This is a genomic window from Ignavibacteriales bacterium (genome assembly GCA_016214905.1).
In the GTDB taxonomy this organism is placed as follows: domain Bacteria; phylum Bacteroidota; class Ignavibacteria; order UBA10030; family SZUA-254; genus PNNN01.
On sequence record JACRMQ010000008.1, the window covers coordinates 122,251 to 145,968 of the forward strand.

The window sequence follows — 23,718 nt, forward strand, 5'->3', positions numbered from 1 at the left end:
ATTAATTAACATTCAGTGTTATAATTACTTTTGTTCCTTTGCCTATTACAGATTCAATTTTTAAATAATCAGAATTTTTCTTTATGTTCGGTAAACCCATTCCGGCCCCGAAACCCATTTCACGCATTTCACGTGTCGCTGTTGAAAATCCTTCTTGCATCGCTAAACTGACATCCGGAATCCCGGGTCCTTCATCATCAACTATTATCGATATTTGTGACGGTGAAACTTCAAACGTCAATGTTGCTTGCTTTGCATACATTACTACATTCATTTCGGCTTCATAAGAAGCTATTGCAACGCGCCTGACAATTCTTGCGTTTATGCCGAGCTGTTTCAGGATCGCTTTAATTTCCGTTGATGCTTTCCCGGCATTGTAAATATTTCCCCCTTGAATTTTAAAAGTTTGTAAAAAAGTATTATCCATTCTCGTTTTCGCACTTCAAACGCTCCATCGTTGGATCGAGTCCAATCTTGTACAATAAACCGCAAGCTTCATACATCGAGAATCGTGTGCCCAGAAGCGGTATCTTTTTTTCGGTTGCGAAAGCGATCATGCTAATATCAGGTTTTTTACCTCGAACCAGTATTACAGCGTTAATCTCTGCAATGTGTGCCGTTTTAATTGTTTGTATGTTCGCTAATCCTGTTAATAAAAGCGCTCCGGATTGCGAAAAAGCGAGAACATCGCTCATCAAATCGGAAGCACATCCGAATTCTATGGGCATACTAAGTTGTTCTTTCCCGCAGAATATATCGCATTGAAGAATTTCGCTGATGGAAGATAATAGCATTATCGTTTATCGGTTAATCCTGAATTTGCGTTATATTTTCGTTTATAAGTTTTCCATCTATAAATATAGATCTACCAGACGGAATCCTTGTTGCCGGACAATTACTCCAACACTGACCACAGCCGGTGCATTTATCGGTATCAACGTATCGAGCTTTCTTACGAACTTTAATTTTAAAATTTCCGATGAAACCGCTCATACTTTCCACTTCGGAATATGACATAAGAGTTATATCTTTCCTATGACCTACGGAAACCATTTTGGGTGTAAGTATGCACGCGGCACAATCGAGTGTTGGAAAAGTTTTGTCGAATTGACCCATCCGTCCGCCTATCGTCGGTTCTTTTTCAACTAAATAAACATGATAACCGGCATTGGCAATTTCGAGCGCTGCCTGTATACCGGCAATTCCTCCGCCAACAATAAGAGTGTTTTTGTTGATTTTTGCTTTACCAATTTCCAATGATTCGTGAAGGGCGACCCGGCTTACAGCCGCATTCACAAGCGCTTTCGCTTTATGTGTCGCCTCGTCTCGATTATCGTGAATCCATGAACAATGCTCACGAATGTTTGCAATTTGTACCAGATATCTGTTCAATCCGCCCGCTTCGGCGGCGAGCCGGAAAGTAAGTTCATGCATTAACGGAGAACATGCCGCAACCACGACACGATTAACGCCTAATTTTTTTATATCTTGTTTTATTAAATCCTGTCCCGGATCGGAACACATGAATTTATAATCACGCGCAATCACAACGTTTTTTGCCTTTGCAATGAACTCACGTACAGCGGCGACGTTTACAGTTGCAGATATATTCACTCCGCAGTGACAAATATATACACCGATTTTTGCTTGACCATTCTGTGACATAAAAATTCTCCATTAATCGGTCCCGCACCGTTCTATTAATTCCGGTGCGGGACAATTTATCATTTATTTGAACTGCTATCAACCAATCGTTGATGCTCTGTTAAACAGATCCGGCTGAATTTATTTCACCATTGCTAGGACTTCATCGCTCGATTTCTTTACCGAGGCAACAGATTTAGCAAATGCTTCTTTCTCTTTGTCAGTCAAATCCATAACGATAATTTTTTCAATACCCTTAGCGCCTAAAATTACCGGCACACCGATGAATAAACCATTAACACCATACTCACCGTTGAGTAATGTGCAAACCGGCAAAATCTTTTTCTTATCAAAAATAATCGCTTCTGCCATCTCCAACGCCGCCCATGCCGGAGAAACAAATGCCGAGCCGCTGCCCAACAACTTAACTACCTCACCGCCTGCTTGTCTGGTGCGAGCTTCGATAGCATCAAGTTTATCGGGGGCAATAAATTTTTCCACCGGCATTCCGCCTATGCGGCATGCCGAGCGGATTGGCAACATATCGTCACCGTGACCACCAAGAACCATGGCTTCAACGTTCTCAATGCTTACGCCAATTTCTTTAGCCACGAAGTATCTGTATCTCGCAGAATCCAACACACCTGCCATACCCATAACTTTCTCGCGTGGTGGTTTCAGATTCATATTGAGCCGATAAACAATTGCATCCAACGGATTGGCAATCGAGATGATTGTTGCTTTTGGGCAGAATTTCGAAATACCTTCGCTCACGGCGTCGGTAATTTTTAAATTGGTCGCCAGTAATTCTTCCCGTGTGGGAATTGTGCCGTCGGGTCGGGCGGCGCGAGGTACTCCGGCAGTATTTATAACCAAATCTGCACCGGATATAACATCGTATTCTTTTGCTCCTTCAACAACCACATCTGATGAAATGATCGGTGAACCTTCAGAAATATCCAAACATTTACCTTTGGACAAATCGGGTGCTTTCACGTCTACAAGACTTACATACTTTGCAAGGCGTCTCCGCACTATTTCCTGCACCAATACACCGCCTATGTTGCCGCCGCCTATAACTGCTATTTTCATTTCTTTAAACTCCTTTCGATTTCATTATTAATATTTTACAACAGATTTACTCTTTTATTTTTGATCCGACAATAGATAGTACGTCGATATCTATTCACGCATTTTATCTCGGCGATTGACATGCCGGATGCGTGCGATTTTTTGATCACAGTTGGCTACACTGAGCGTGTCTTGCATAACCATCTCCTTATATTGTTAATGTTGTTTGTGAATTAAGATATCAATCTTCATTGCACATGGAGATTTTTTTTGATCTGATAGAGAATTTGTTATTATAACCCGCACTTCTTGTTCAGATCGTTACTAATGATGTTATTTTATCGCCTAATGGAATAAAAGAAGAATCGAGACCGATGGCTTCTTGCTGTATTCCGAAAACAATTCCCAACAACTGAGTAAAATATAAAATTGGAACCGAAAACTTTGCATTATAAACTTCGTTGATTTTACTTTGATACGCTTCGAGGTTAAAGTGACATAGCGGACACGTTGTAACTATCGCGTCTGCCTCGTTTGCCACGGCACATTCGAGCAATTCTTTGTTCAACTTTAGCGCAGTGTCTTCAAACGTCGTCATCAGCATCCCTCCGCAGCATCGCACTTTCATCGGAAAATATACAACCTCAGCACCGCATTTCCGGAACAATCGGTCCATAAGAATCGGATTTTCTTTATCATCGAATGTTTTGTCGGGCCGAACAATTTGACATCCGTAATATGGCGCAATCTTTAAACCATTCAGGTCACGTTTCATCTTTTTTTGGATCGCTACCATACCAATATCGTTCATAAGTATATCAAGGGGATGGCGCACTTTCGTTTTTCCGCTGTAGTTTAAACCTGCCTCGGCTAACGCCTCATTCACGTCGGAATGGAGCGCCGGAATTTCGTTTAAAATTCTATTTGTCTTTGATAAAACGGTAAAACATGAACTGCACGGTGCCATTATCTGTAAACCCATTTGCTCGGCAAGAGCGAGATTCCTTGATGAAATTGCGAGCGAAACAGTTTCTTTAACCGACATATAAACGGTTGCACCGCAACAATTCCAATCTTCAATCTCCACTATTTCCTGATCAAGTGTCCGGAACACTTCGCGAACAGATTCGTCGTAACCACGTTGGGTTTTTTCAAGACTGCATCCGGGATAATACGCGTACTTCATTTTTAATTCCCTTTCCGTTGTTCGAGTGCCATATCACCAACCGCTTTGTAACCTACATAGTCCGGAGAATATTCCATCGGTTCCGGTGCATGGCGGATTTCAATTTCCTGCGCTTTTTTAATTATGCGTGAAAGGGCTTCATGTTGTTTTATCTTCTTCGGAAAAACCGCGATGCGTTTGGTTGCGAACATTTTTTTACCGAGCGGAATAAGCCCGAACATTTTTCTCACATTCGTTTTCATGTAATATTTTCTGATGAGTGTTCCCTCATGCAACCGTCCATACGCCATCAGGTTTTCAACAAAAAGACTGGCAAGTGTTTGTACTTGCGGTGCTTTAGATTTGTAATGCTTCTCCATCGATGTTCGTTTAAGCGCATAGATAATATCTGTAATCTTGATACCAGATGGACATCGGGTTGTGCACGAATAACAGGAAGCGCAAATCCATATGGTTCGGCTTTTCATGATTGTTTCCATCTCACCTGCACGAAACAACGCAATTAACTCGCGAGGCGAAATATCCATGGCATAACTAACCGGACACGATCCGGTGCATGTTCCGCATTGGATGCACCTTTTGATTCTTTCCCCGCCAGGAATTTGTTTAACTTGTTCGAGGAATATTTGCCTCAGTTCTGATTCTGTTTTTGACATAAAGAATGGAGTTCGTAAAGATTCAGCCATAATATGCCTTTTGTTCGGAGTGATTATTTTTATTTAAATTAATGAATCGTTCCACAAAAAATATTTTTTGTGAAAGAAATAAGAATGCCATTAGTCGCGAAAACCGCATCATGACGATTCGGTCTGCAACCTTTTGAAAAAGATTTTTATGACAGAGCATGTCCACTATTATTTTTCTTACTACCAATAATAAATTCCGAATTTTTTCAAAATACGGAAATTCTCTTGTTTATAAAACCGTGAATTATTAGGTAGAACGAGTGAATCAAATGCCCATCTAAAAAGAATCTCCATTTATCCCAATTTGATGGGGGGATAAAAAAATGTATCTCTTCTTAGATTAAAACAAGGCGACGAATCAAACATGTTTCGCACAACTTTCATGCCATTACATTACATCGGCGGATGCGCCATATCGCACAAAATTCAATCAAATTGGATTTCGTTTTTCATAAATGTAAAAGCCCGGTAAATCATCTTATCAATTCTAATAAAGATAATATATTAATACATCCAATGATTTCGGACAATCGAATCTTATTCAATGAAATAATTAAATTATTTTGCTGAAATTGAATTTGTATTTTCTTTTCTCCAAAATATTTTTTACTATTTGTCTGTATATTATACCTAGCATGAAGAAGATTTCCACAAAAAGCATTCAATCTCAACTCATCTTATATTTTACGATCGCGATTCTTGTCCCTACCGTAATTACAAGTGTCGTTGGTGTAAAATTAATTTATAATCAGATCATCACGCGAGCGGAAACCAAAACATTATCCGATTTGAATTCGGCGCGGGAAATTTTCAGAAACAAGATTACGCATATCGAGAGCATTGCGCGGTTGACATCAGCTCGATCTTTGATTGTAAAAGCATTGATTGAAAACAACAGAACATTTTTACAAAAAGATTTATTGCGAACGCTAACGCGTGAACACCTGGATGTTCTCACAATCCTGGATAAAAACGGTCACCTGATAAGTCGCAGCCGCAAGCTCGAACCGGATGAGCATTCGTTCATTCGAGATAAATTCGTTCAACGGGTGATAGATACAAAAAGGATTGTCAAAGGAGTGGATATTGTTTCCCGCGATTATCTGGTCAACGAATCGGCTCATCTTGCAGAGCAAGCGGCGATGGATATCATTCCCACTCCGAAATCGAAAGCCCACACCGAACACAAAGAGACTTCGGGGATGATGTTGAAAGCCGTGGTTCCGATATTCGAAGACAATGGAATATTTGTTGGTGTGTTGATTGCAGGTGTGTTACTGAACCGCAATTTTGAAGTCGTTGATAAGATCAAAGAAGTGGTGCACGAAGGTGAAATTTACAAAGGAAGCGAAATAGGAACCGCGACAATTTTCCAAAATGATCTTCGTATCTCTACAAACGTTAAAAATCAGGATGGATCCCGCGCAATATCAACTCTTGTCTCGGAAGAGATAAATTATGAAGTGCTTCAAAAAGGAAATCGGTACGTCGGTGAAGCATTTGTTGTCAACTCGTGGTATCTCAGCGCGTATGAACCAATCAGGGATATTGAAAATAAAATTATAGGCATTCTTTACGTAGGAATTCTAAAAAAACCTTTCGACGACATTCTTCGTAACGCTTTGATAACATTTTTAAGCATTGCCCTCGGCGGTATTGTGTTGATCATCTTTGGCGCCGTTCGCATGGCGAAACAAATTTCGACTCCGTTGAAACGAATTGAAGACATAGCCAATAAAATTGCCGACGGTGATTATCATCACTCAATAACCGTTCATGCCCCGCGAGAAATTGAGCATCTGGCCGGTTCAATTAACAGAATGGCAAAAGAATTGGAAAAGGAAAAACAAGAATTAGAAGTGTGGGGAAATAAATTAGAGGTTAAAGTATCTGAACGAACGGAAGAAATTAAAAAAATTCACGCTCAATTATTCCGCTCGGAAAAACTTGCCTCGCTCGGGAAACTTGCCGCAGGCGTGGCTCATGAAATAAACAATCCGCTCACCGGCATACTCACCAACAGCAGTTTACTTCTTGACGATCTGCCGGCGAGCGATCCTAGACGAGAAGACATCGATGTTATAGTGAAGGAAACAATAAGATGCAGAGAAATCGTGAAGAGATTGCTCGATTTTGCGCGGCAAACAAAACCTCAAAAACAAATTGTCAACATAAACGAGATAATCGAAAACATTATTTTGCTCGTCCGCAACCAAACATCGTTCCGAAACATTCAGATGCAGCGGAACTTACATGAAAACCTGCCAGAAATTATGGCAGACAGAGATCAGATTCAACAGGTATTCATCAACATCATTATCAACGCCTCCGAAGCTATGTCGAAAGGCGGATTACTTTCTATAAGCACTGCTATATCGCCGGTAAAAGATTCGCTTATTATTACATTTAAGGATAACGGACCGGGTATCCCGGAAAATATACGCGAAAAAATCTTCGACCCTTTTTTTACAACCAAAGAACAGGGAACCGGGCTTGGGCTTTCTATCAGCTACGGAATTATTGAACAGCATGGCGGGGAGATCAACGTTGAGAGTTCTTCAGGTCAAGGTACAACTTTTATAATTCAACTTCCCATCAACTCAACCGAAAGCGAGTAATTCTTGGAAGCAAATATTCTTATAGTAGACGATGAACTTGTAATTTGCAAAAGCTGTGAAAAAATTTTACGACGTGCCGGGCACAACGTAACCTACGCAACATCGGGCAAAGATGCGATTCAAATTCTGCAATCGGAACAGTTTGATGTTGTATTCACCGATTTAAAAATGATAGATATCGGAGGAATGGAAGTACTGCAGACAGTGAGGCAAAAATATCCCGAAACCCTTGTTATAGTCATCACCGGTTATGCAACAATCGCTTCTGCAGTTGAGACGATGAGAAGCGGCGCATTCGATTTTCTTCCGAAACCTTTTACACCAAGCGAACTTATTGCCGTTCTCGATCGCGCTCTCGAAAAACGTAAGCTTATCCATTTATCATCAGAGGGATTCGAATACTCAAAAGATTCCGGTTTCGAGGGAATGATCGGTAAAAGTCCGAAGATGCAAGAAGTTTACCGCCTCGTTCAAAAAGTCGCACCAACAAACAGCACGGTTCTGATAATAGGTGAAAGCGGAACAGGGAAAGATCTCGTCGCAAAAGCTCTGCACAATCAAAGTAAACGTAAAAAAGGAAAATTTTTCGCGCTCGATATTTCAACACTTTCGAGTTCACTGATAGAGAGTGAATTGTTCGGGCATGTGAAAGGTTCGTTCACAGGCGCCCATGCCGATAAGCAGGGCATATTTGAAGCGGCAGATGGCGGAACAATTTTTCTGGATGAAATTGGCAACCTGCCGGTTGAAATTCAGTCGCGCTTACTCCGCCTTCTACAGGAAAAAGAATTCATGCCCGTCGGCAGTACAACCACGAAACATTCCGATGTTTGGCTTATCTTTGCCACTAATCAAAATTTAAAACAATTGGTAGCCGCCGGAAAATTCCGGGAAGATCTTTATTACCGGTTGAATGTTTTCCCGATAAAACTTCCATCACTTCGTGAACGCAAAGAAGATATTCCCGAACTCGCGCTTTATTTCTTAAAAAAATATTGTCAATGTAACGGAAGAACTATTCCGAAAATCCAAACAGAAGCAATTGAAGCACTTACAAACTATCACTGGCCCGGAAACATAAGAGAACTTGAACATGCCATAGAGCGGCTCGTCATTTTAGTTGAAGGAAATGAAATAGAACCGGTTCACGTCTCTGCCGCGCTTTTCAGGACCGATGCGTTTGTCAGTTCGATAATTCCGAAACACAGTGACGAATTGAAATCATTGAAGAAACAAATCCGCGAAGCATCTGTGCACGAAGTTGAAAAAGTTTTCATCCACGAGGCGCTCATACGAAACAATTGGAATATTTCAAAAGCAGCGCGTGAAGTGGATATGCAGCGTTCAAATTTTCAGGCATTGATGAGAAAATACGGTATTTCAAAACCCGGCTCATCCGCATAATCAAGTATACACCTGCATATATATTTTATCTATCATTTTTATCGAATATCTTTTCATTTGGGGAGTTTCATCAATTTTATCTTTGAATTAGTCTTCACTGATTCAAATATAAAAACAGACCTATCGTTTTTCTATTTCATTAGCAGATAAGGAGTTACAGTTCTAATTTTATTTTTTATTAATTGATGGCACATTCCTTGTACTTGTTTGAGAAGAAATCGAAAATAACTTCATCTGAACATTCAAAGGAAAAATAAAATGATTACAAGTAAAATATTAGTTGTCGATGACGAAGAAGTGGTATGCCAGAGCATAAAGAAAATTCTTTCGCGCAAAGGATATACTGTAGATAACGCGCTCGACGTTGATACCGCGGTCAAAAAAATGAACGATTCACCTTTCGATCTGGTGATCACGGATTTGATGATGCCGAAAACCAACGGCATGGAACTTCTTCAGATAGTTCGCGATCACTATCCTGAATTAGAAGTCATAATGATCACGGGTTACTCATCGATAGAATCTGCCGTGAAGGCAACAAAATTAGGCGCTCACAGTTATCTGCCGAAACCTTTCACTCCCGATGAACTGACTAATGTTACCGAGAAGGCATTAATATCCAGAAAAGAAAAAATAGAAACAGTGGCCCGGCAATCGGTTAAACCGACGATTGAAGAAATCTCAAAAGAAAATATCGACGTTGACATGCCCTTCAACGAAGCCGAAGTTACAAAAGCTACTTCACCGGAATATGTTGAAGCATTGACCCACACAGATGTTCCCCTTGCAAAAAAGGTAGCCGATAAAGCATATTGCCAAACGGGAAAACGCGATTGCCGTAAGGTTGTCCTCGACGGGCGCGAGTGTGCTGGCGAATGTCCGATTGAAAAGAAAGAAAAAGCTCGCGCAAAGCAGTCTCCCCGCACAGTCCGTGAAAATATAGAGATGATAGATGCCGATATACCGTTCCCGATTTCCGAAGTTGAAAAATATACAAGTGCAGATTATATAAACTGCCTCGGCAGATCTGATATGCCCCGCGTTGCGCTATGGGGTCGTGATGCCACAGCGAAACATAATGTCCTAGTCATCGATGATGAACCGATAGTTTGTCACAGCGTGCGAAGAATTCTTTCGAAGCAAAGCTGCGCGGTTGAAGAAGCATTCGATGTAGATGCGGCGATGCAAAAGATGAAGCTCAATAAATTTGATTTGGTAATACTCGATCTTAAAATGCCTAAGAGAAATGGATTAGAAGTGCTCGATTCTATTTCGAGATCATATCCCGAAATACCGGTTATCATGGTAACAGGATTTGCATCGATAGATACGGCAATTGAGGCAACTAAGGCGGGAGCTTACAATTTCATTCCAAAACCGTTCACACCTGCCGAGTTATCGAAGGTAGCAGCAGAAGCATTGGCTGTTTAAATTCGATATCATAGGCACGAATCAAAAGCCCGGCAGGAGCGTGAAAACTGTCGGGCTTTGTTATTGATAAAGATAAACCTCCGGTATCTTCTTTGGTCAATATAACATGTTAAATCTTACCGCAGTAATATCATCTTCTTCACGCTCGTGTACGATTCACCCGCAACTCCTTCTTCATCATCTCTTAAACCGTTTGCAATTAAACGGTAGAAGTAGACACCCGATGGCAATCCGTTCGCGTCAAATTCGAAATCTTGCACACCGGACTCGATGAGTTGATGATCTATAAGTGTTTTCACTTCCTGTCCGATCATGTTGAAGATTTTGAGTGTTACCCAGCTATCGACGGGTAATTGATAGCTGATAACAGTAGTCGGGTTGAATGGATTCGGATAGTTTTGATCCAACGCATAACCGCTCGGTATCTCAGGCTCAGGATGATCAAGAGGAATTATAATAGCCGGTATTTCAAGCGGATTTGCTCGCAAGAACGGCACATCGATTAGTTTTTTTGTTCCTTTAATGACCAATTCATCTGCGAATGAGATCGTATCCATTTCTCCTTCAAATGCTGTATTGATGCGATGGAGCGTTTCACTAAGATTGTTAAATAACGATTGATCGGCAAAAAGTTTTTTATGCGAAACATCGTCATAAACACCCATAATCAATTCGTCACCGTAATCTCCGATCACTTTTAACATCAATCCATTTAACGGATTAGACGTACCATCGTCATATTTCAACTCACCGAAACCGTGAGGAGTTATTCCAAGCGCGCTCGCGGCGATGTTCACTTTCAGCGCAATCATCTCGGCAAGTAACACGTTATTATGTTTCTCGGGTGAAATAAATTTTTGCGCTCCGGTAATATAACGATGATTGGTAAATTGATCGAACCCACGAGCAATGCCATTATGTAATGCGCTTCCTTTTTTCGCCACAAGCGACTGCAAAACATTTTTATAATTCTTACTCTGCAGCCAGCCGTAATACTTGGAACTGTCTATTCCATTTTTTCTATTCAATCCCACAAGCAGCCCGCCGGTGAAATCATATCCGCCCTGTCTAAATGTTTCGTATAAGGCATTCACTCTGTTCGGCATCGCTAAAAATAGCTGGTTGACCGGATTAATATTTTCGTCATAATGTTTACCACCAGCGTAGATGCTCCAGGCATATGAAACCTTCATTCCTTTTCCTTTGGCTCCCCATCCGGTAATTTTTATAGTTTCTCCCGGAAGGATACTGTCACTCCATGTAACATTCAATATCCTATTCTGTTTTGCGAATGAAGTGCTTAATGGAGTGGGAGTAATAATTAAAGGATAATTCGGATTTCCACTAATTAAAACCGGCTCAAAATGAATATGAAAATTAATTTGTTTCTTGACGGTATTATTCGGGATGGTGCACTCGAAATACACTCGCACCGGTTTTTTCATCACATATTTATTTATTTTCCCCTTATTGTCTTTATCAAGCGCGATACTATCTGCAGCAAAACTTCTGTACGAAATTTGATAGAGAGAATCTTCGATGAAGTTTGCAGTAATAGATTTATCTCCGTCAACAGTGAGCGGGTACGGATTGGCAGCGCCAATAATATCTCCGCTCCAGTGAGAAAATTTCCATCCCAATTCTGCATCTGCCTGTAATTGAACAATGCTTCCGTAACCATACCATGAATAATCAGGAACTTTTGTTACGCTTCCGTTACCGACCGAATTGACCGTAACGCTAAATAAATCGATTCCGAACACCGCGCGTATTGTATGATCGGTAACGATGTTTGTGAATGTGTAACTTGGGACTGCTCCTACAGAAACATTATCGACAATGACTGTGTCGATATGATAATGCGGATCAGGTGTTACTGTGAATGTTTGATTTTCGCCTTCATCGAATGTCAGAATCCCGGATGGAGAAATAATTCCACCGGCTCCTGCTGTCGCATTGATAATATATGTTGGCGGTATCGGATTTGGTAAAAATACAGCGGTGATTGTCCTATTCTGATCCATAACCACGTTCAGCGGATTATCAGAACCGTGTCCCGCCGGAAAATCTCCGGTCCAATTGTTGAAATGATAATCTACTGCAGGTGAGGGTATCAATTGCACCAGTGTTCCGTAATCGTAAGTTAATTGATCCGGAATTTTTTGAACCGTACCGTGAGCCGCATTTACCGTCAATGTATATGTGTTGATGGCAAAGTTAGCCGTGATGGTTTTATGCGCATCCATTGTTAACAAAAGTGGATTATCTGTTGTATGACCAGCCGGTACATCCGCACCACTCCAATTTACAAAGTGATATCCAATGATAGGAACCGGGGCAAGTGATAAAATGGTGCCATGATTGTACGGTCCGGTGGGTGGTGTTACGTTTACACTTCCGTTTGTAGCGTTTATCGTCAGAGTATAAGTATTGATTGCAAAGTTAGCTGTAATAGTTTTATTCGCGTCCATTGTTAACAAAAGTGGATTATCATTCTCATGACCCGCCGGCACATCTGCACCACTCCAATTCACAAAGTGATATCCGATGTTGGGAACGGGAACTAGAGATAAAATAGTACCATGGTTATATGGTCCCGTTGGTGGAGTTACGTCGATTGAACCATTCGAGGTGTTAACTGTCAGTGTATATAATGATAACAACGTCATACCGGGATCGAGGTACCATGGATTGTAATCGATGAACGCTGAGACCGAATCACCGATACCCATCGGATTATTATAATTCGGAGTAGCAGGCAATAATTTAGGATCAGCGGGTCCGGTTGAAGATCCCCACCAATTTTCGCGTGCATCCTGAAGCACTCCGGTTTGATCGAGCACTCCGTAAATATTTCCGGTGATAGAATTTCTTCGCATTACACCGTTGAGCGTTGCGCCGGTTTCTTTATAGAAAACAAAACCGGTACCCCAATTTGAAACCGTATTTTCATTCGCACTGAAATTCAAAGTTTCGGTTCCTAACGCGTCGGCTTCGATGCCGGTTCCATTTCCACCGCCATTCATTACGTTAAGATTTACTATGGTTGTTAACGCGGTAACGGAGTTGATGGATGCGGCTTTCTTTGGTACACTTTCAATATCAAAACCGGAAACTTCCGGTAATTGCGATTTCCCGATTCCCGGATCGGCTACAATTCCCCACCAGTATGGTGTTGCACCCATACCGGCAACTGTATTTGTAACAGTATCCTGAGAAATTGTTCCTTGGGCATTGATGTAATAAATTCCGGTTTGGCATTCATCAATTTTATTCCCTGTAACTGAAATTGAACCGAGCGCATTATAAATCAACATACCTGTTGATGTCCATGTACCCGGTGTGTATGAAAATCCTGCGATATGATTACCAGATGCACTACCGGCTGCGCCATAAATCTGAATTCCATTTTGGGCAATGAAACTCACTGCGCCTGCGCCGGTAATCGTATTTCCATTTGCAGATACAGTAAGGTTTCCTCCGGTAAATACAGTTCCATTTTTCTGGAAACCAAAGATAGTATTGTTGGCAACATTCAATGTCCGTGCATTGCCGTCGTCAGCATTCGCATATAGACCGACACCATGTTGAGAGCCATCAATGGGATTATTCCTGATGTCCTGAATTGTCGATCCACTTACCGTCCCGCCTGCATTTCTGTAACCAATGCCGATGAACCGATAATTTGCATTTCCACGTCCGAAACCATCAACCGTGAAATTGGAAATTGCAACATTTGAGGCATCGTGCACATACACTATTGGATAATTATTATTACTACCAGTCGTAAAGAATTTCGTTAACGTAACCGGCGATTTGATAATTGTTGATGCCATAGATTGACCAGACAGGTTTAATTGTTTGTTTATCTCTACTTGTTCTTCGTACGTACCTGCCGCAACATTTACGGTCCATCCATTGCTTGCCGCGTCAACGCCACCTTGAATACTGCCGGTCTTTCCGTATAGAGCCGGCACGACGTAAACATTGTTTGTTTTCACCGACACAAAACCGTTCTTGCCGGTATTCATTCTGTGAACCATTCTGTATTCAAGTGCAAAAAGCTGGTCTAATGTCATGGCTGTAGGGATCAAACCATCATATGTGTTGGCTGTTGCATCGAAGAACGCGGAAGGATCGATTCCTCCACTAAGGTTAATAACTGTGCTGGATGCAGCATTATTGAATATGTTACCCGAGATCGTATAATTACCTGCCCCGACAAGCCCGAACGACAGCGCGGTCCCGTTCTCCTGGAACGTGTTTCCCGTAACTGATGCAGCGGCAGTGTAACTGTCGAGATTTATCGCGGAGCGACAATACTGGAATACATTATTTGTAATTGTGGTTGCTATGCCTCCACCATCCGACCATACACCTCGTCTCCATCCTTTGTTGTTGAATAAATCGGCAGTCGAGCTTCCAAGGAACAAATTCTGATCGACCGTTATTGTTCCGATCGCGCTTGGCGTGACAGTGATCGCGCGTGGATCAGCCGATGATATTGATGTCGTTGCTGCGCGTGAGAAAATGTTGTACTTGATCTCATGTGTTGCGGATGTTGGAATGTATATAAGATGCCGCATCCCGGTCGCAGTGATATCATTATCGATAAACTTGAATCCGTTAATAACAACTTTACCCGAACTGGTAATCTGGATGAGTTGGAAATTGGTCGATCCCCCGGTTGAAATAGCCGATTCATCAATAATTGTTTCAGCGCCGCGTATCCCGGTATTCGGATTAATATCGGCATTCGCACCTTGCAGTGTAACGGACTTATGAACATTTAAAATTTCAGAATATGATCCTGCTGCAACGGTAATCAGATCTCCGTTTAATGTTGTTGGCGCGTCAATGGCACCCTGGATTGTGCAGAAGTATGTTCCTTGTGTTACATTGTGAACATTCGGGGTTCCGGTTGCCGTGCCTGTCATTCCTGCATCAGTAAACCATGGAATAAAATCAACGTTGGTAGATACAGAATCTCCTAACCCGCAGGTATTGGATGGAGTATTGTAAGGTCCTGTTGCATCACCCCACCAGTTCCGCATTGCATCGGTCAACGCTGTAGTTTGGTTAACAACACCACCATATGTTGACCCATCAGTACCGGAATAAGTTCTTATGTTACCGGTTATTGTGGCATTATGAATGGTAACATTTGTGGGGGTTGTGTTGCTTTTTCCAGGTTCGCCAAACCGAATTCCACGTTCATTGCCTGTAAACGTTCCACCGTTAATTGTCACGTTGTTGAGTGTTGCAGGATGTAACGCATAGGCTCCGCCTCCACCGTTATCGGCTCCTGTCCCTCTCGCTTTGATCATCATTCCCGCACCTTCTTTGAAACTCAAGCCGTTGTTTGTGACGGTCAGATTGTTGAAGACGAGATTCTGATATAATTCTTCTCCTTTTAAATTTATATCCACGCCGCCGTTCCACGTATCATTCCAGAAGGAACTGGATCCATTATTAGAAATGACTACGTTCGTAAAGGTGGCATCGGAAAGCTTCTCAACATAGATTCCTTTGTAATCATTGTTAAGGAACGTTGTATTCGTGACTGTCATGTCTACAACATTACTCCCTCCTGGTCCCCAATCTCCATGCTTCGCGAAGTACCAGCCATAGTCGCAGTACTGGAATGAGCAGTTATTCATGGTCATATGCATCAGACTTCCATCAGTCGCGATTTTGAAACCATTTTCATTCTCAATCGTCCGGGGCAACGGACCAACCACAAAGACATTCTCCAGTTTGACGTATGATACAGTGGTTGCATTCGTCACTTCCAACCCATTGATTCCAACAGGCACAATTCGGAAATTCTGCAATAAGACAGGTGAGACCATCGAAGTCCCTGATGCAGTAAGGAGAACAACTCTCCCATTCAAACTATTTGTAATGATCGTGTTGGAGGCAGGATCGCTTCCACTCCCTGCGCCTTGAAGAGTTACTTTCTTATTAACATTAACATTTTCAGTGTAGGTGCCAGCCGCGAGGTTCACCGTGCTTCCGGTTACCATATCGATACCTTCTTGTATCCGCCCAGTTGATCCAATTTGTGGACTACCATCATCAACCCAAAGATTTGAGAAGTCACCCTGAAAACCTAAAGTGCCGAGCTGGGTATCGGTACCGATATTCAGCCATGGGGTGTAATCGACATTTGCATTTATCCTTCCTGCTACAGTAGTTGGATCTGAGCTACCCCACCAATTGCTTGATGCGTTCACCATCTGAGCAGTGTTGTTCGCTACACCATATCCACCTGTTTTGATAAGTTTATTATCAAACACAGTAACATTCGTGAGTGTTCCGGTAGCATAATCACGGAGATTGAGTGCACGAATAGTTGGCCCGTAAATTTCCACATCATTATTTCGAATTTGGACATTATTCAGATTGTTATTCGGTACTTCATAACCAAATCCACCAACGTAAATTCCTGCATTATCAAATTGTCCGCGGATACTATTTCGTTGAATAACAATATCCTGCCCCGCCAAACGACGCATAGTAACAAGAATACCGATACCCGGATAGCGACTACCGCCATCTATAATATTATCCTCAATAACTCCGTACGAAGTGTTGGTTAATTCCAGACCGTAACCGGAATTAGTGAATGTGGTTGGACCGAAGTCGGTGAGAACATTGCGCGCAATAGTCCAATAGGTATGATCTCCAATGGCGCCATCGTTCCCGACCAGAACGCCGTTCCAAGAAAGATGATGCATGTAGTTATCACTCACAGTGATATAGCTTGTGCTGGCTACCCATGCCTGAACTGCGTTACCTACGCCGTTACCATTTCCACTTCCGTCCCACGCATAGTTACGAATCTCAAAACCCTGAATGGTAACATTGGATACACCGTCAGCGAGCAGGAAGGCATCCGACCAAAGATTTTGTCCATCTATGATAGGTGCATTAACACCCGGTCCAGGTTGCGCATCACCGGGATTACCAATTACTGTTAGCGGTAGGTTAATCGTTATGTCGTGTTCATTGTAGGTGCCTGCGCCAACTTTTACAATATCGTTAGTCAGAGCGTGGTTGATTTCTGATTGAATATTCCCACCGATTCTGCGACAATGGTTTATAACTCCATACCCGCCTGTGTATGAATATTCACGTATATCGGAGGGAGGTGAAGAGCCAACGACAACCGCATTATCGAAACTATTATTATTCCAATATGATGACCAATCGAATTGTGCGTTGTCATAATCTCCTCGCGCGCGGATGTGTTGAGAATTATGAAGAAAAGTATTCCCGGTTATTACCGCACCGCCAACACCATGAACAAACCATGGGACGGGCGTTCCGGAACCGGTAAAACTTATGGATGCACCGGCATATGAGCCAAGATCGATCAAATTATTTTTAATAACTCGTCCGCTAACCGGTCCTGTATAACCTGCACCGTTATTGGGATCGATACTGCAATGATCGAACCAATTTCCTTCAATCGTGTAGCGCTGAATATGGGAAATGTTAGAACCTTCATCATACATTTCATCATCTATATATAATGAACCCCAGGGATTGACAGAACTGACATCGGTAAGATGGCAATACTTAAAAGTAAAATTATCACCTACAACAGAAATAGTTTTATTGGTACCAAGCAGCGTATCCTGCCAGATGCTTAATCCTGTAATGGTGACATCGTCACCTTCCATAAAGATTCCATCCGGACCAAAATTATTAGTCGCTTCAGTTTGGACTGACGCAACAATGTCATGATAATCGGTTATAATATTCCCCGAAGCATTAACACCTTGGACTGTGATTCCGTTTTTGTCTTGCCCGATATATAAGCCAAAAGTATATGTACCGGGAACTGAAACCGGTGAACGGTTACTCGCAGTTTCAATATAAAATCCCGGATAAACATTTACCGTTCCACCTGAAGCAACACCATCGATTCCATTTTGAATCGTACTGAAGGCATCGAAACCCCACAAGTGACCTCCGCATGATGACGGAGTATAATCATCATCCACCCATACGGTAGAAGCGTTACTCCCGAAGTACAATGCGGAAGTGCATTCACCACCAATCTCAGGATAATGAGTGTTATCGCTGTACACCCAACCGCCATTCGCGTTTTGGGTGGCTGCGAGATAATATGCACCATGATTGATTTCGGTTTCATAAGTTGAAGGGTTGAGAGCGGCAAGCGTCATGACCGCGTAAGCAGTAGTTTGCCAATCGTCATCATTAGTATGCACACCATAACTTCCGCAGAAGCCACCGAAAGATGCCTGACTATTTTGAAGCTTCGTTACAAGCCCTGGAACATCCGAGGTATGAGTTCCGGAAGCATGAAACGCATCTATTAAACCAGACACACCAAGGTTGTACCACCAATAATCAACAGTTGCCCACGTCGGATCCCAACCCGCACATCGGACTAAATCAAAATAGTTTGCGTTAGTTACAAACGATGCATTATATGCTACATCTGCTATATCACCAGCATCGGTGTGGTAAATTCCTCCGAACCGATCGTAAAGCATTTGAGCCGCAACTGCCCATGCACCCAAATCCCATCCAATGATACCATTATGATACCCCTGTGTAATTCCACGCTGATCACGAATATACTGTGCAAACAAAGTAGCTGTTCCGCCATTAGCAGCAATCCTTGCATCGTATTTCGACTTTGCCGCATCTTTATATGCTGTACCAGCAACCCCGGGAAGATCATTATAAAGCATTAGAAATTTTAAAGCAGAAGCATCCCTCACAGATGCATCGGCAATCATCTTGTCTGCGGCATCCTGCATCGCGGTTTTCAGTGATGCATCATTAGTGCGAATGTATCCATAATACAATCCTAATCCGGTTGCACCGTATAAATTTTTCGGACTCGCGGAAGCTGAATGTGTAACATTAGGCAGAGTCAACATCCAATCCCATCCACCGTCGTTATTGTCTGTGTCAGGATTTCCGTTTCCTGCGTTATCTTCAGTCACATCCGACTGAGCATGTTTAACATAATTTGCGCCGGCAACGAGAGCGGAGTTTATATTTGCCGGATCGCCAATTACCGTTAAACCATTTAAGGCCGCAGCCGAGTTGGTTTTATCCGGAGTGAAAATTTGTTTTTCGGAATTAGCGGAGTGTGGAGACACGAGTGGATGATTGAGAGCACCCCCTTTAATGTCTTCATTGTTTTTAAAAGATTCATCTTTGATATTAGCGTTGAGACTCGCGCCTTTTTCTTTTTGTTGGAGAGAAAGAGATTCCGCGTTTTTATTTAACTGGAATATTTCCGAACGGTTAGCTTTAACGATAGGATTACTCCATGGTTCTTGTCCCGTTGCAATAACAGCAATAAAGAATGTAATTGCGAGGAGAGAAGAAAAGCATCGTAAAAATGTTTTCATAAGGTTACCCCTTCCAAATTTAATTTAAAATAGAAAACTAATTACTGGTGAAAAAAATAATATTTATAGAGAACTTTTTCTTTATCAACTTTTTTGATAATTCAATTAGATGTGTGGCTTCCCCCGTTCAGGCATCAAGTTGGAATTGAATTGCGTAATAGCAACTCCCGAAAATATACGAAAACGGTTCGGGAATGTCAAACTAAAACAGGTAAAACGCTAACCAAGATCATAATAAATTTATACCTCTAATTATCTTCGAATTTAAAGAATATCAGACGTTTTTATCAATAAAGTCGTGATTCCATCGCATCAATCACACATGAATTTCTCAGTTAATCAATTATTAATAGCCCCGCCAGTCATTCTGACGGGGCTGACCCTTCCCTATGCTATTGATTCATTTTCAGACAAAATAAATTATTATGCCATCTATGCTGATGAATGATTATTTCACCAGTATCATTTTCCGGACACTCGTGTACATTCGGCCAAGAATTTCCTCATCTTCATCGCCCACACCGTTTGCAATCAGGCGGTAAAAGTACACTCCTGACGGAAAATTGCTTGCGTCGAAATCCAAATCCTGTGTTCCTGCTTCCATCATCTCTTGGTTCAACAATGTCGCCACTTCCTGACCGAGCATATTGTAAACCCTCAACGTTACAATAGCATCTTCGGGCAACGTGAATTGAATCATCGTTGTTGGGTTGAACGGATTAGGATAATTTTGTTGAAGACCAAACGATTCAGGCATTTTTAACAACGTTGATGATTCACTCTCACCCGGCGCAGGCGGTGGTAATTCGTCTGTGTGTATTATTTGTATCTTATTTGCATGCAAAGCAGAACCTGAATTTGAGAGAATCAATTTGCCCGCTTGATTTGTCTTTACCCAGTATGCCTTTCCCGGCATTATATTATCTGATGATAGGTATGTTCCTGTATATGAAAAAAATTGTGACGTGACTATTCCACCAGGTTCAGATGTAATGTTTGATACCGCAACCGGTGTACTTATAGAACCGATTATATTCCATTTGTCTATTACTTCAATGGTGTCATTAGTAATCGGTGTTCCAGCATACGCTACTGTCTGGGGTGAATCAAACTTTACCCAATAACCGATACCTGATTGAAGTGTATCGTTCATGATATATGAACCCTGATATGTGAATGCCGGTGAGACTGCAGTAGGATATATTGATGACTTCAAATAATCTGAGGCATGTACTGGAACAGATGACATGTTCCAACCATTTTCTACAACGCTAGTAAACCGATTGTCAGCTGTACAAATAATCCTGCTTGATAATCCAACACCATTGTGATAATAGATAACGGTATCGATCCGAAAATTATACAAGAGACTTATTGGAGAAAATCTAAAATAAAATTTCATACTATCACCCGGAGTAATAGTTGCGCTCGTTGGATTTACTGTAAACTCAGGGTCGGTCGATAACGCAGAGCTGATGGTAAGCACCGAATCACCGGTGTTTTTAATGAATGCACTGTCTTGTTTCGTCGATCCAGGTGAAACAGTCCCAAAGAATATATTCGCAGGATTGGCTAAAAATTGAGGTGATTTTAATATGTATCCCTTACCAGATATTTTCACCGTATCGTGAGAGCTGAAACCGTTATGAGAGAAAATAATTGCACCATTTTTTAGACCACCCGATACCGGACTAAATGTTATATAAAATTTCTGATTACTCGATGCTGGTATTGTCCCGCTTGGAGGAAACACACCGAACTCAAGGTTATTTGATATCGCGGAGCCAATAATCAACGACGCATGTCCATTGTTATCCACGGTTATCGAGTCTGTTTTCATCCCATTTACGGCAACACTGTCAAACTGTACTGTCGTTGCTGACGACGCAAAATATCCCTGAGGAATCTTCCACCGACCCCAATAGAGAGAAGTTTTTCCGCCCGCTGTCAAGAAATCACCTCCCACATAAAGGTCGGGTCCAATAACACAGAGGGCATACACGTCTCCCTCTACACCACTCCCGAGTGCAGACCACGCACTTCCATCCCATTTTGCAATGTTTTTTGCACTTACTCCACCTGCGGTAGTAAATTTGCCACCTACATAGACGTCAGTTCCGCTGAATACAATTGCCTTAGGTGATTCATTACTACCTCTACTCAGACCCGTTCCAAGAGCAGACCATGTTGTTCCATTCCACTTTGCAATTTGATTTGCACTTACACCGCCGATGGAGGTAAACCATCCGCCGACATAGAGCGTGTTGCCAGCCGCAGCGAGTACACTTATGTAACCATCGGTTGGTCCGCTTGGACTTCCTACGGCAGACCATGTAGTTCCGGTCCATTTTGCAAATCCATTGACGGCAATACCTCCCGCATGATCAAAATTACCGGCAACGTAGAGATCCGATCCTATCACAGCCAAAGAATACACTTGCTCATATCCTCCAACTTTGCTAATGCCGCTTCCAAGTGCTGACCACGATGTGCCGTTCCACCTGGCAATGTTATTGACCGGATTTGGCCAACCGAATCTTCCTCCCGCGTAGATATCATTCCCGATAACTGCAATTGCATTGACCGTTCCATCCATAAGCCTGGAGTCAGAATAATAACCCCAGCCATTATAGCTATCCCATCTTAGGAAACCGTAATTTCCACCCATATACATATTGGTCCCACCAACGTATACTGTCTCACCGACAATTGCGATTGCCTTTATCGGGCCGCCGGAATGACCGCACGAAACATCGGTTACAGAAGTACGGTTAAATTTGCCAATGGAATTTATACAAGTCATGTTGTTAAAAAGCCCGCCGAAATACAGATCATTGTCTTTCCCGGCCAGCGACTGCACGCTCCCATTCAGGCCAAGCCAAAGACCACTCGGGATGCTCGACCAATGGCTGCCATTCCATTTTGCCACACATTTTGTTAATTCACCCCCCACCTTGGAGAAATCGCCGCCAATAAAAATATCGCTACCGGATGCCACAAGTGCATAAATGTTTCCATAAGAATTCAATCCTGTTCCCATCGCGTACCAATTGGCTCCATCCCATCGTGCGAGCTGATTTGCACTTACACCGCCAACATTGTTGAAATTCCCACCGGCGTACACATCTGTTCCATTCACTGCAATGGCAGTTATGGAACTGTTCGCTCCGGTTCCTAGTGCAGACCACGTACTTCCATCCCACTTGGCGATGTTTGTTGTAATTAGCGTGCCAATCGAATCAAACTGTCCTCCGACATATACATCGGTTCCACTCAACGCAATTGCTTTTACAAAGGAATAACCACCATAGGCAGCACGAATGGTATCGGATCCGAGGGCAAACCAATTACTACCATCCCATCTCGCAATGTTTTTTGTTGCAACCCCGCCGCAGGTACCAAAGACTCCACCAACGTACATATTACTACCACTCACAGCAATGATATTTATCGTTGTAGTTCCATACCATCCACCACTAATTCCTGTTCCCAGTGCGCTCCACGAACTTCCATTCCATTTTGCAATGTTATTTGCGCTTACTCCACCGGCGCTGGTAAATGGACCTCCGACATACACATCAACTCCGTTGGTCGCAATAGCAGTTGGAGCGGCAGATGGAATTCCTGACCCTAATGCAGTCCAGTTTGTGCCATTCCACTTCGCAACGTTTTTGACTAGAACTGTTCCAGCCGTATCGAATCCGCCAACAACGTAGAGGTCGCTTCCATTCACTGCAATTGCATTTACCATTCCCCAGTTTCCAGCACCCCCTCGTAATCCTAATCCCAAAGCAGACCAGCTACTTCCATTCCATTTAGCGATTCGCTTTGCTTGTATATTATGAATGTAGTTAAAATCACCGCCGATATACACATCAGTTCCACTCACCGCGATTGCTCTCACCGGCAACCATTCAGTACCCGAATACACAAACTTATCATCCCACGATGAGTCGGCTGGTACTACGGCCGCAGATTCTGTCGTTTGGATAAACTGAGGTGTACCTTTTGGATCGATCACCATGTGGTAACCTTCTGGGTCAAGAGTGCCTGAAAATCCTGACTTGGTATTTATCGTGCCGTCGGGATTAAGCAGTTTTTCCAATGGTGTGGTAGTCTGTTGCTGTATCACCGTTGTTGATTGTGCAAAACTCAGTGATACATTTATGCACAGAAGAACAAACGAAATGATGGTGATGTGTCTCATTGTGAACTCCAATATTTTTTGATAATTATTTAAGATTTTAAATTCAAAGGAGGGTAGCCCATGCTCCACC

At 42.3% G+C, this 23,718-nt stretch carries 11 protein-coding genes; 3 read left to right on the forward strand and 8 right to left on the reverse strand.

Translation table 11 applies throughout. The features are described from left to right. Window position 1: 1 nt before the first annotated feature. From HZB59_13430 to HZB59_13455, 6 genes are all read right to left on the reverse strand, one after another. Complete coding sequence (locus tag HZB59_13430; GenBank protein MBI5022431.1) at window positions 2–427, reverse strand: ATP-binding protein; 426 nt, start codon at window positions 425–427, stop codon at window positions 2–4. Then, window positions 420–794, reverse strand: coding sequence for a hypothetical protein (locus tag HZB59_13435; GenBank protein ID MBI5022432.1), 375 nt, complete (start codon window positions 792–794; stop codon window positions 420–422). Before HZB59_13435 ends, HZB59_13430 begins: the two co-directional genes overlap by 8 nt. A gap of 13 nt (window positions 795–807) precedes the next feature. Then, window positions 808–1,665: a CoB--CoM heterodisulfide reductase iron-sulfur subunit A family protein gene (locus HZB59_13440; GenBank protein ID MBI5022433.1), complete on the reverse strand. Its 858-nt coding sequence runs from the start codon at window positions 1,663–1,665 to the stop codon at window positions 808–810. A gap of 120 nt (window positions 1,666–1,785) precedes the next feature. Continuing rightward, a complete protein-coding gene (locus HZB59_13445; protein ID MBI5022434.1) occupies window positions 1,786–2,736 on the reverse strand; it encodes a malate dehydrogenase in 951 nt (316 codons plus the stop codon). Window positions 2,737–3,028: 292 nt separating this feature from the next. Beyond that, window positions 3,029–3,901 carry a CoB--CoM heterodisulfide reductase iron-sulfur subunit B family protein gene (locus tag HZB59_13450; protein ID MBI5022435.1) on the reverse strand — a complete coding sequence of 291 codons (873 nt, stop codon included), beginning with the start codon at window positions 3,899–3,901 and terminating at the stop codon, window positions 3,029–3,031. Between the two features lie 2 nt (window positions 3,902–3,903). Further along, window positions 3,904–4,587, reverse strand: coding sequence for a 4Fe-4S dicluster domain-containing protein (locus tag HZB59_13455; protein ID MBI5022436.1), 684 nt, complete (start codon window positions 4,585–4,587; stop codon window positions 3,904–3,906). 635 nt (window positions 4,588–5,222) lie between these two features. Here HZB59_13455 and HZB59_13460 point away from each other — a divergent pair. The 3 genes from HZB59_13460 (at window position 5,223) to HZB59_13470 (ending at window position 10,040) form a co-directional block, all read left to right on the forward strand. Beyond that, complete coding sequence (locus HZB59_13460; protein ID MBI5022437.1) at window positions 5,223–7,205, forward strand: cache domain-containing protein; 1,983 nt, start codon at window positions 5,223–5,225, stop codon at window positions 7,203–7,205. 3 nt (window positions 7,206–7,208) lie between these two features. Beyond that, window positions 7,209–8,609 (forward strand): sigma-54-dependent Fis family transcriptional regulator, encoded by a 1,401-nt coding sequence (locus tag HZB59_13465; protein MBI5022438.1) that lies wholly within the window; start codon window positions 7,209–7,211, stop codon window positions 8,607–8,609. 258 nt (window positions 8,610–8,867) lie between these two features. Beyond that, window positions 8,868–10,040, forward strand: a complete 1,173-nt coding sequence (locus HZB59_13470; GenBank protein ID MBI5022439.1) for a response regulator — start codon at window positions 8,868–8,870, stop codon at window positions 10,038–10,040. Window positions 10,041–10,156: 116 nt separating this feature from the next. On the opposite strand, the gene HZB59_13475 is transcribed toward HZB59_13470, so the two are convergent. Further along, window positions 10,157–19,441 carry a right-handed parallel beta-helix repeat-containing protein gene (locus tag HZB59_13475; GenBank protein MBI5022440.1) on the reverse strand — a complete coding sequence of 3,095 codons (9,285 nt, stop codon included), beginning with the start codon at window positions 19,439–19,441 and terminating at the stop codon, window positions 10,157–10,159. Window positions 19,442–19,889: 448 nt separating this feature from the next. Beyond that, window positions 19,890–23,648, reverse strand: a complete 3,759-nt coding sequence (locus HZB59_13480) for a choice-of-anchor D domain-containing protein (GenBank protein MBI5022441.1) — start codon at window positions 23,646–23,648, stop codon at window positions 19,890–19,892. Window positions 23,649–23,718 lie beyond the last annotated feature (70 nt).

Coding starts and splice junctions, on each gene's coding strand:
- HZB59_13430 (MBI5022431.1), bottom strand. CDS start 427: ATGGATAATACTTTTTTACAAACTTTTAAAATTCAAGGGGGAAATATT.
- HZB59_13435 (MBI5022432.1), bottom strand. CDS start 794: ATGCTATTATCTTCCATCAGCGAAATTCTTCAATGCGATATATTCTGC.
- HZB59_13440 (MBI5022433.1), bottom strand. CDS start 1,665: ATGTCACAGAATGGTCAAGCAAAAATCGGTGTATATATTTGTCACTGC.
- HZB59_13445 (MBI5022434.1), bottom strand. CDS start 2,736: ATGAAAATAGCAGTTATAGGCGGCGGCAACATAGGCGGTGTATTGGTG.
- HZB59_13450 (MBI5022435.1), bottom strand. CDS start 3,901: ATGAAGTACGCGTATTATCCCGGATGCAGTCTTGAAAAAACCCAACGT.
- HZB59_13455 (MBI5022436.1), bottom strand. CDS start 4,587: ATGGCTGAATCTTTACGAACTCCATTCTTTATGTCAAAAACAGAATCA.
- HZB59_13460 (MBI5022437.1), top strand. CDS start 5,223: ATGAAGAAGATTTCCACAAAAAGCATTCAATCTCAACTCATCTTATAT.
- HZB59_13470 (MBI5022439.1), top strand. CDS start 8,868: ATGATTACAAGTAAAATATTAGTTGTCGATGACGAAGAAGTGGTATGC.
- HZB59_13475 (MBI5022440.1), bottom strand. CDS start 19,441: ATGAAAACATTTTTACGATGCTTTTCTTCTCTCCTCGCAATTACATTC.
- HZB59_13480 (MBI5022441.1), bottom strand. CDS start 23,648: ATGAGACACATCACCATCATTTCGTTTGTTCTTCTGTGCATAAATGTA.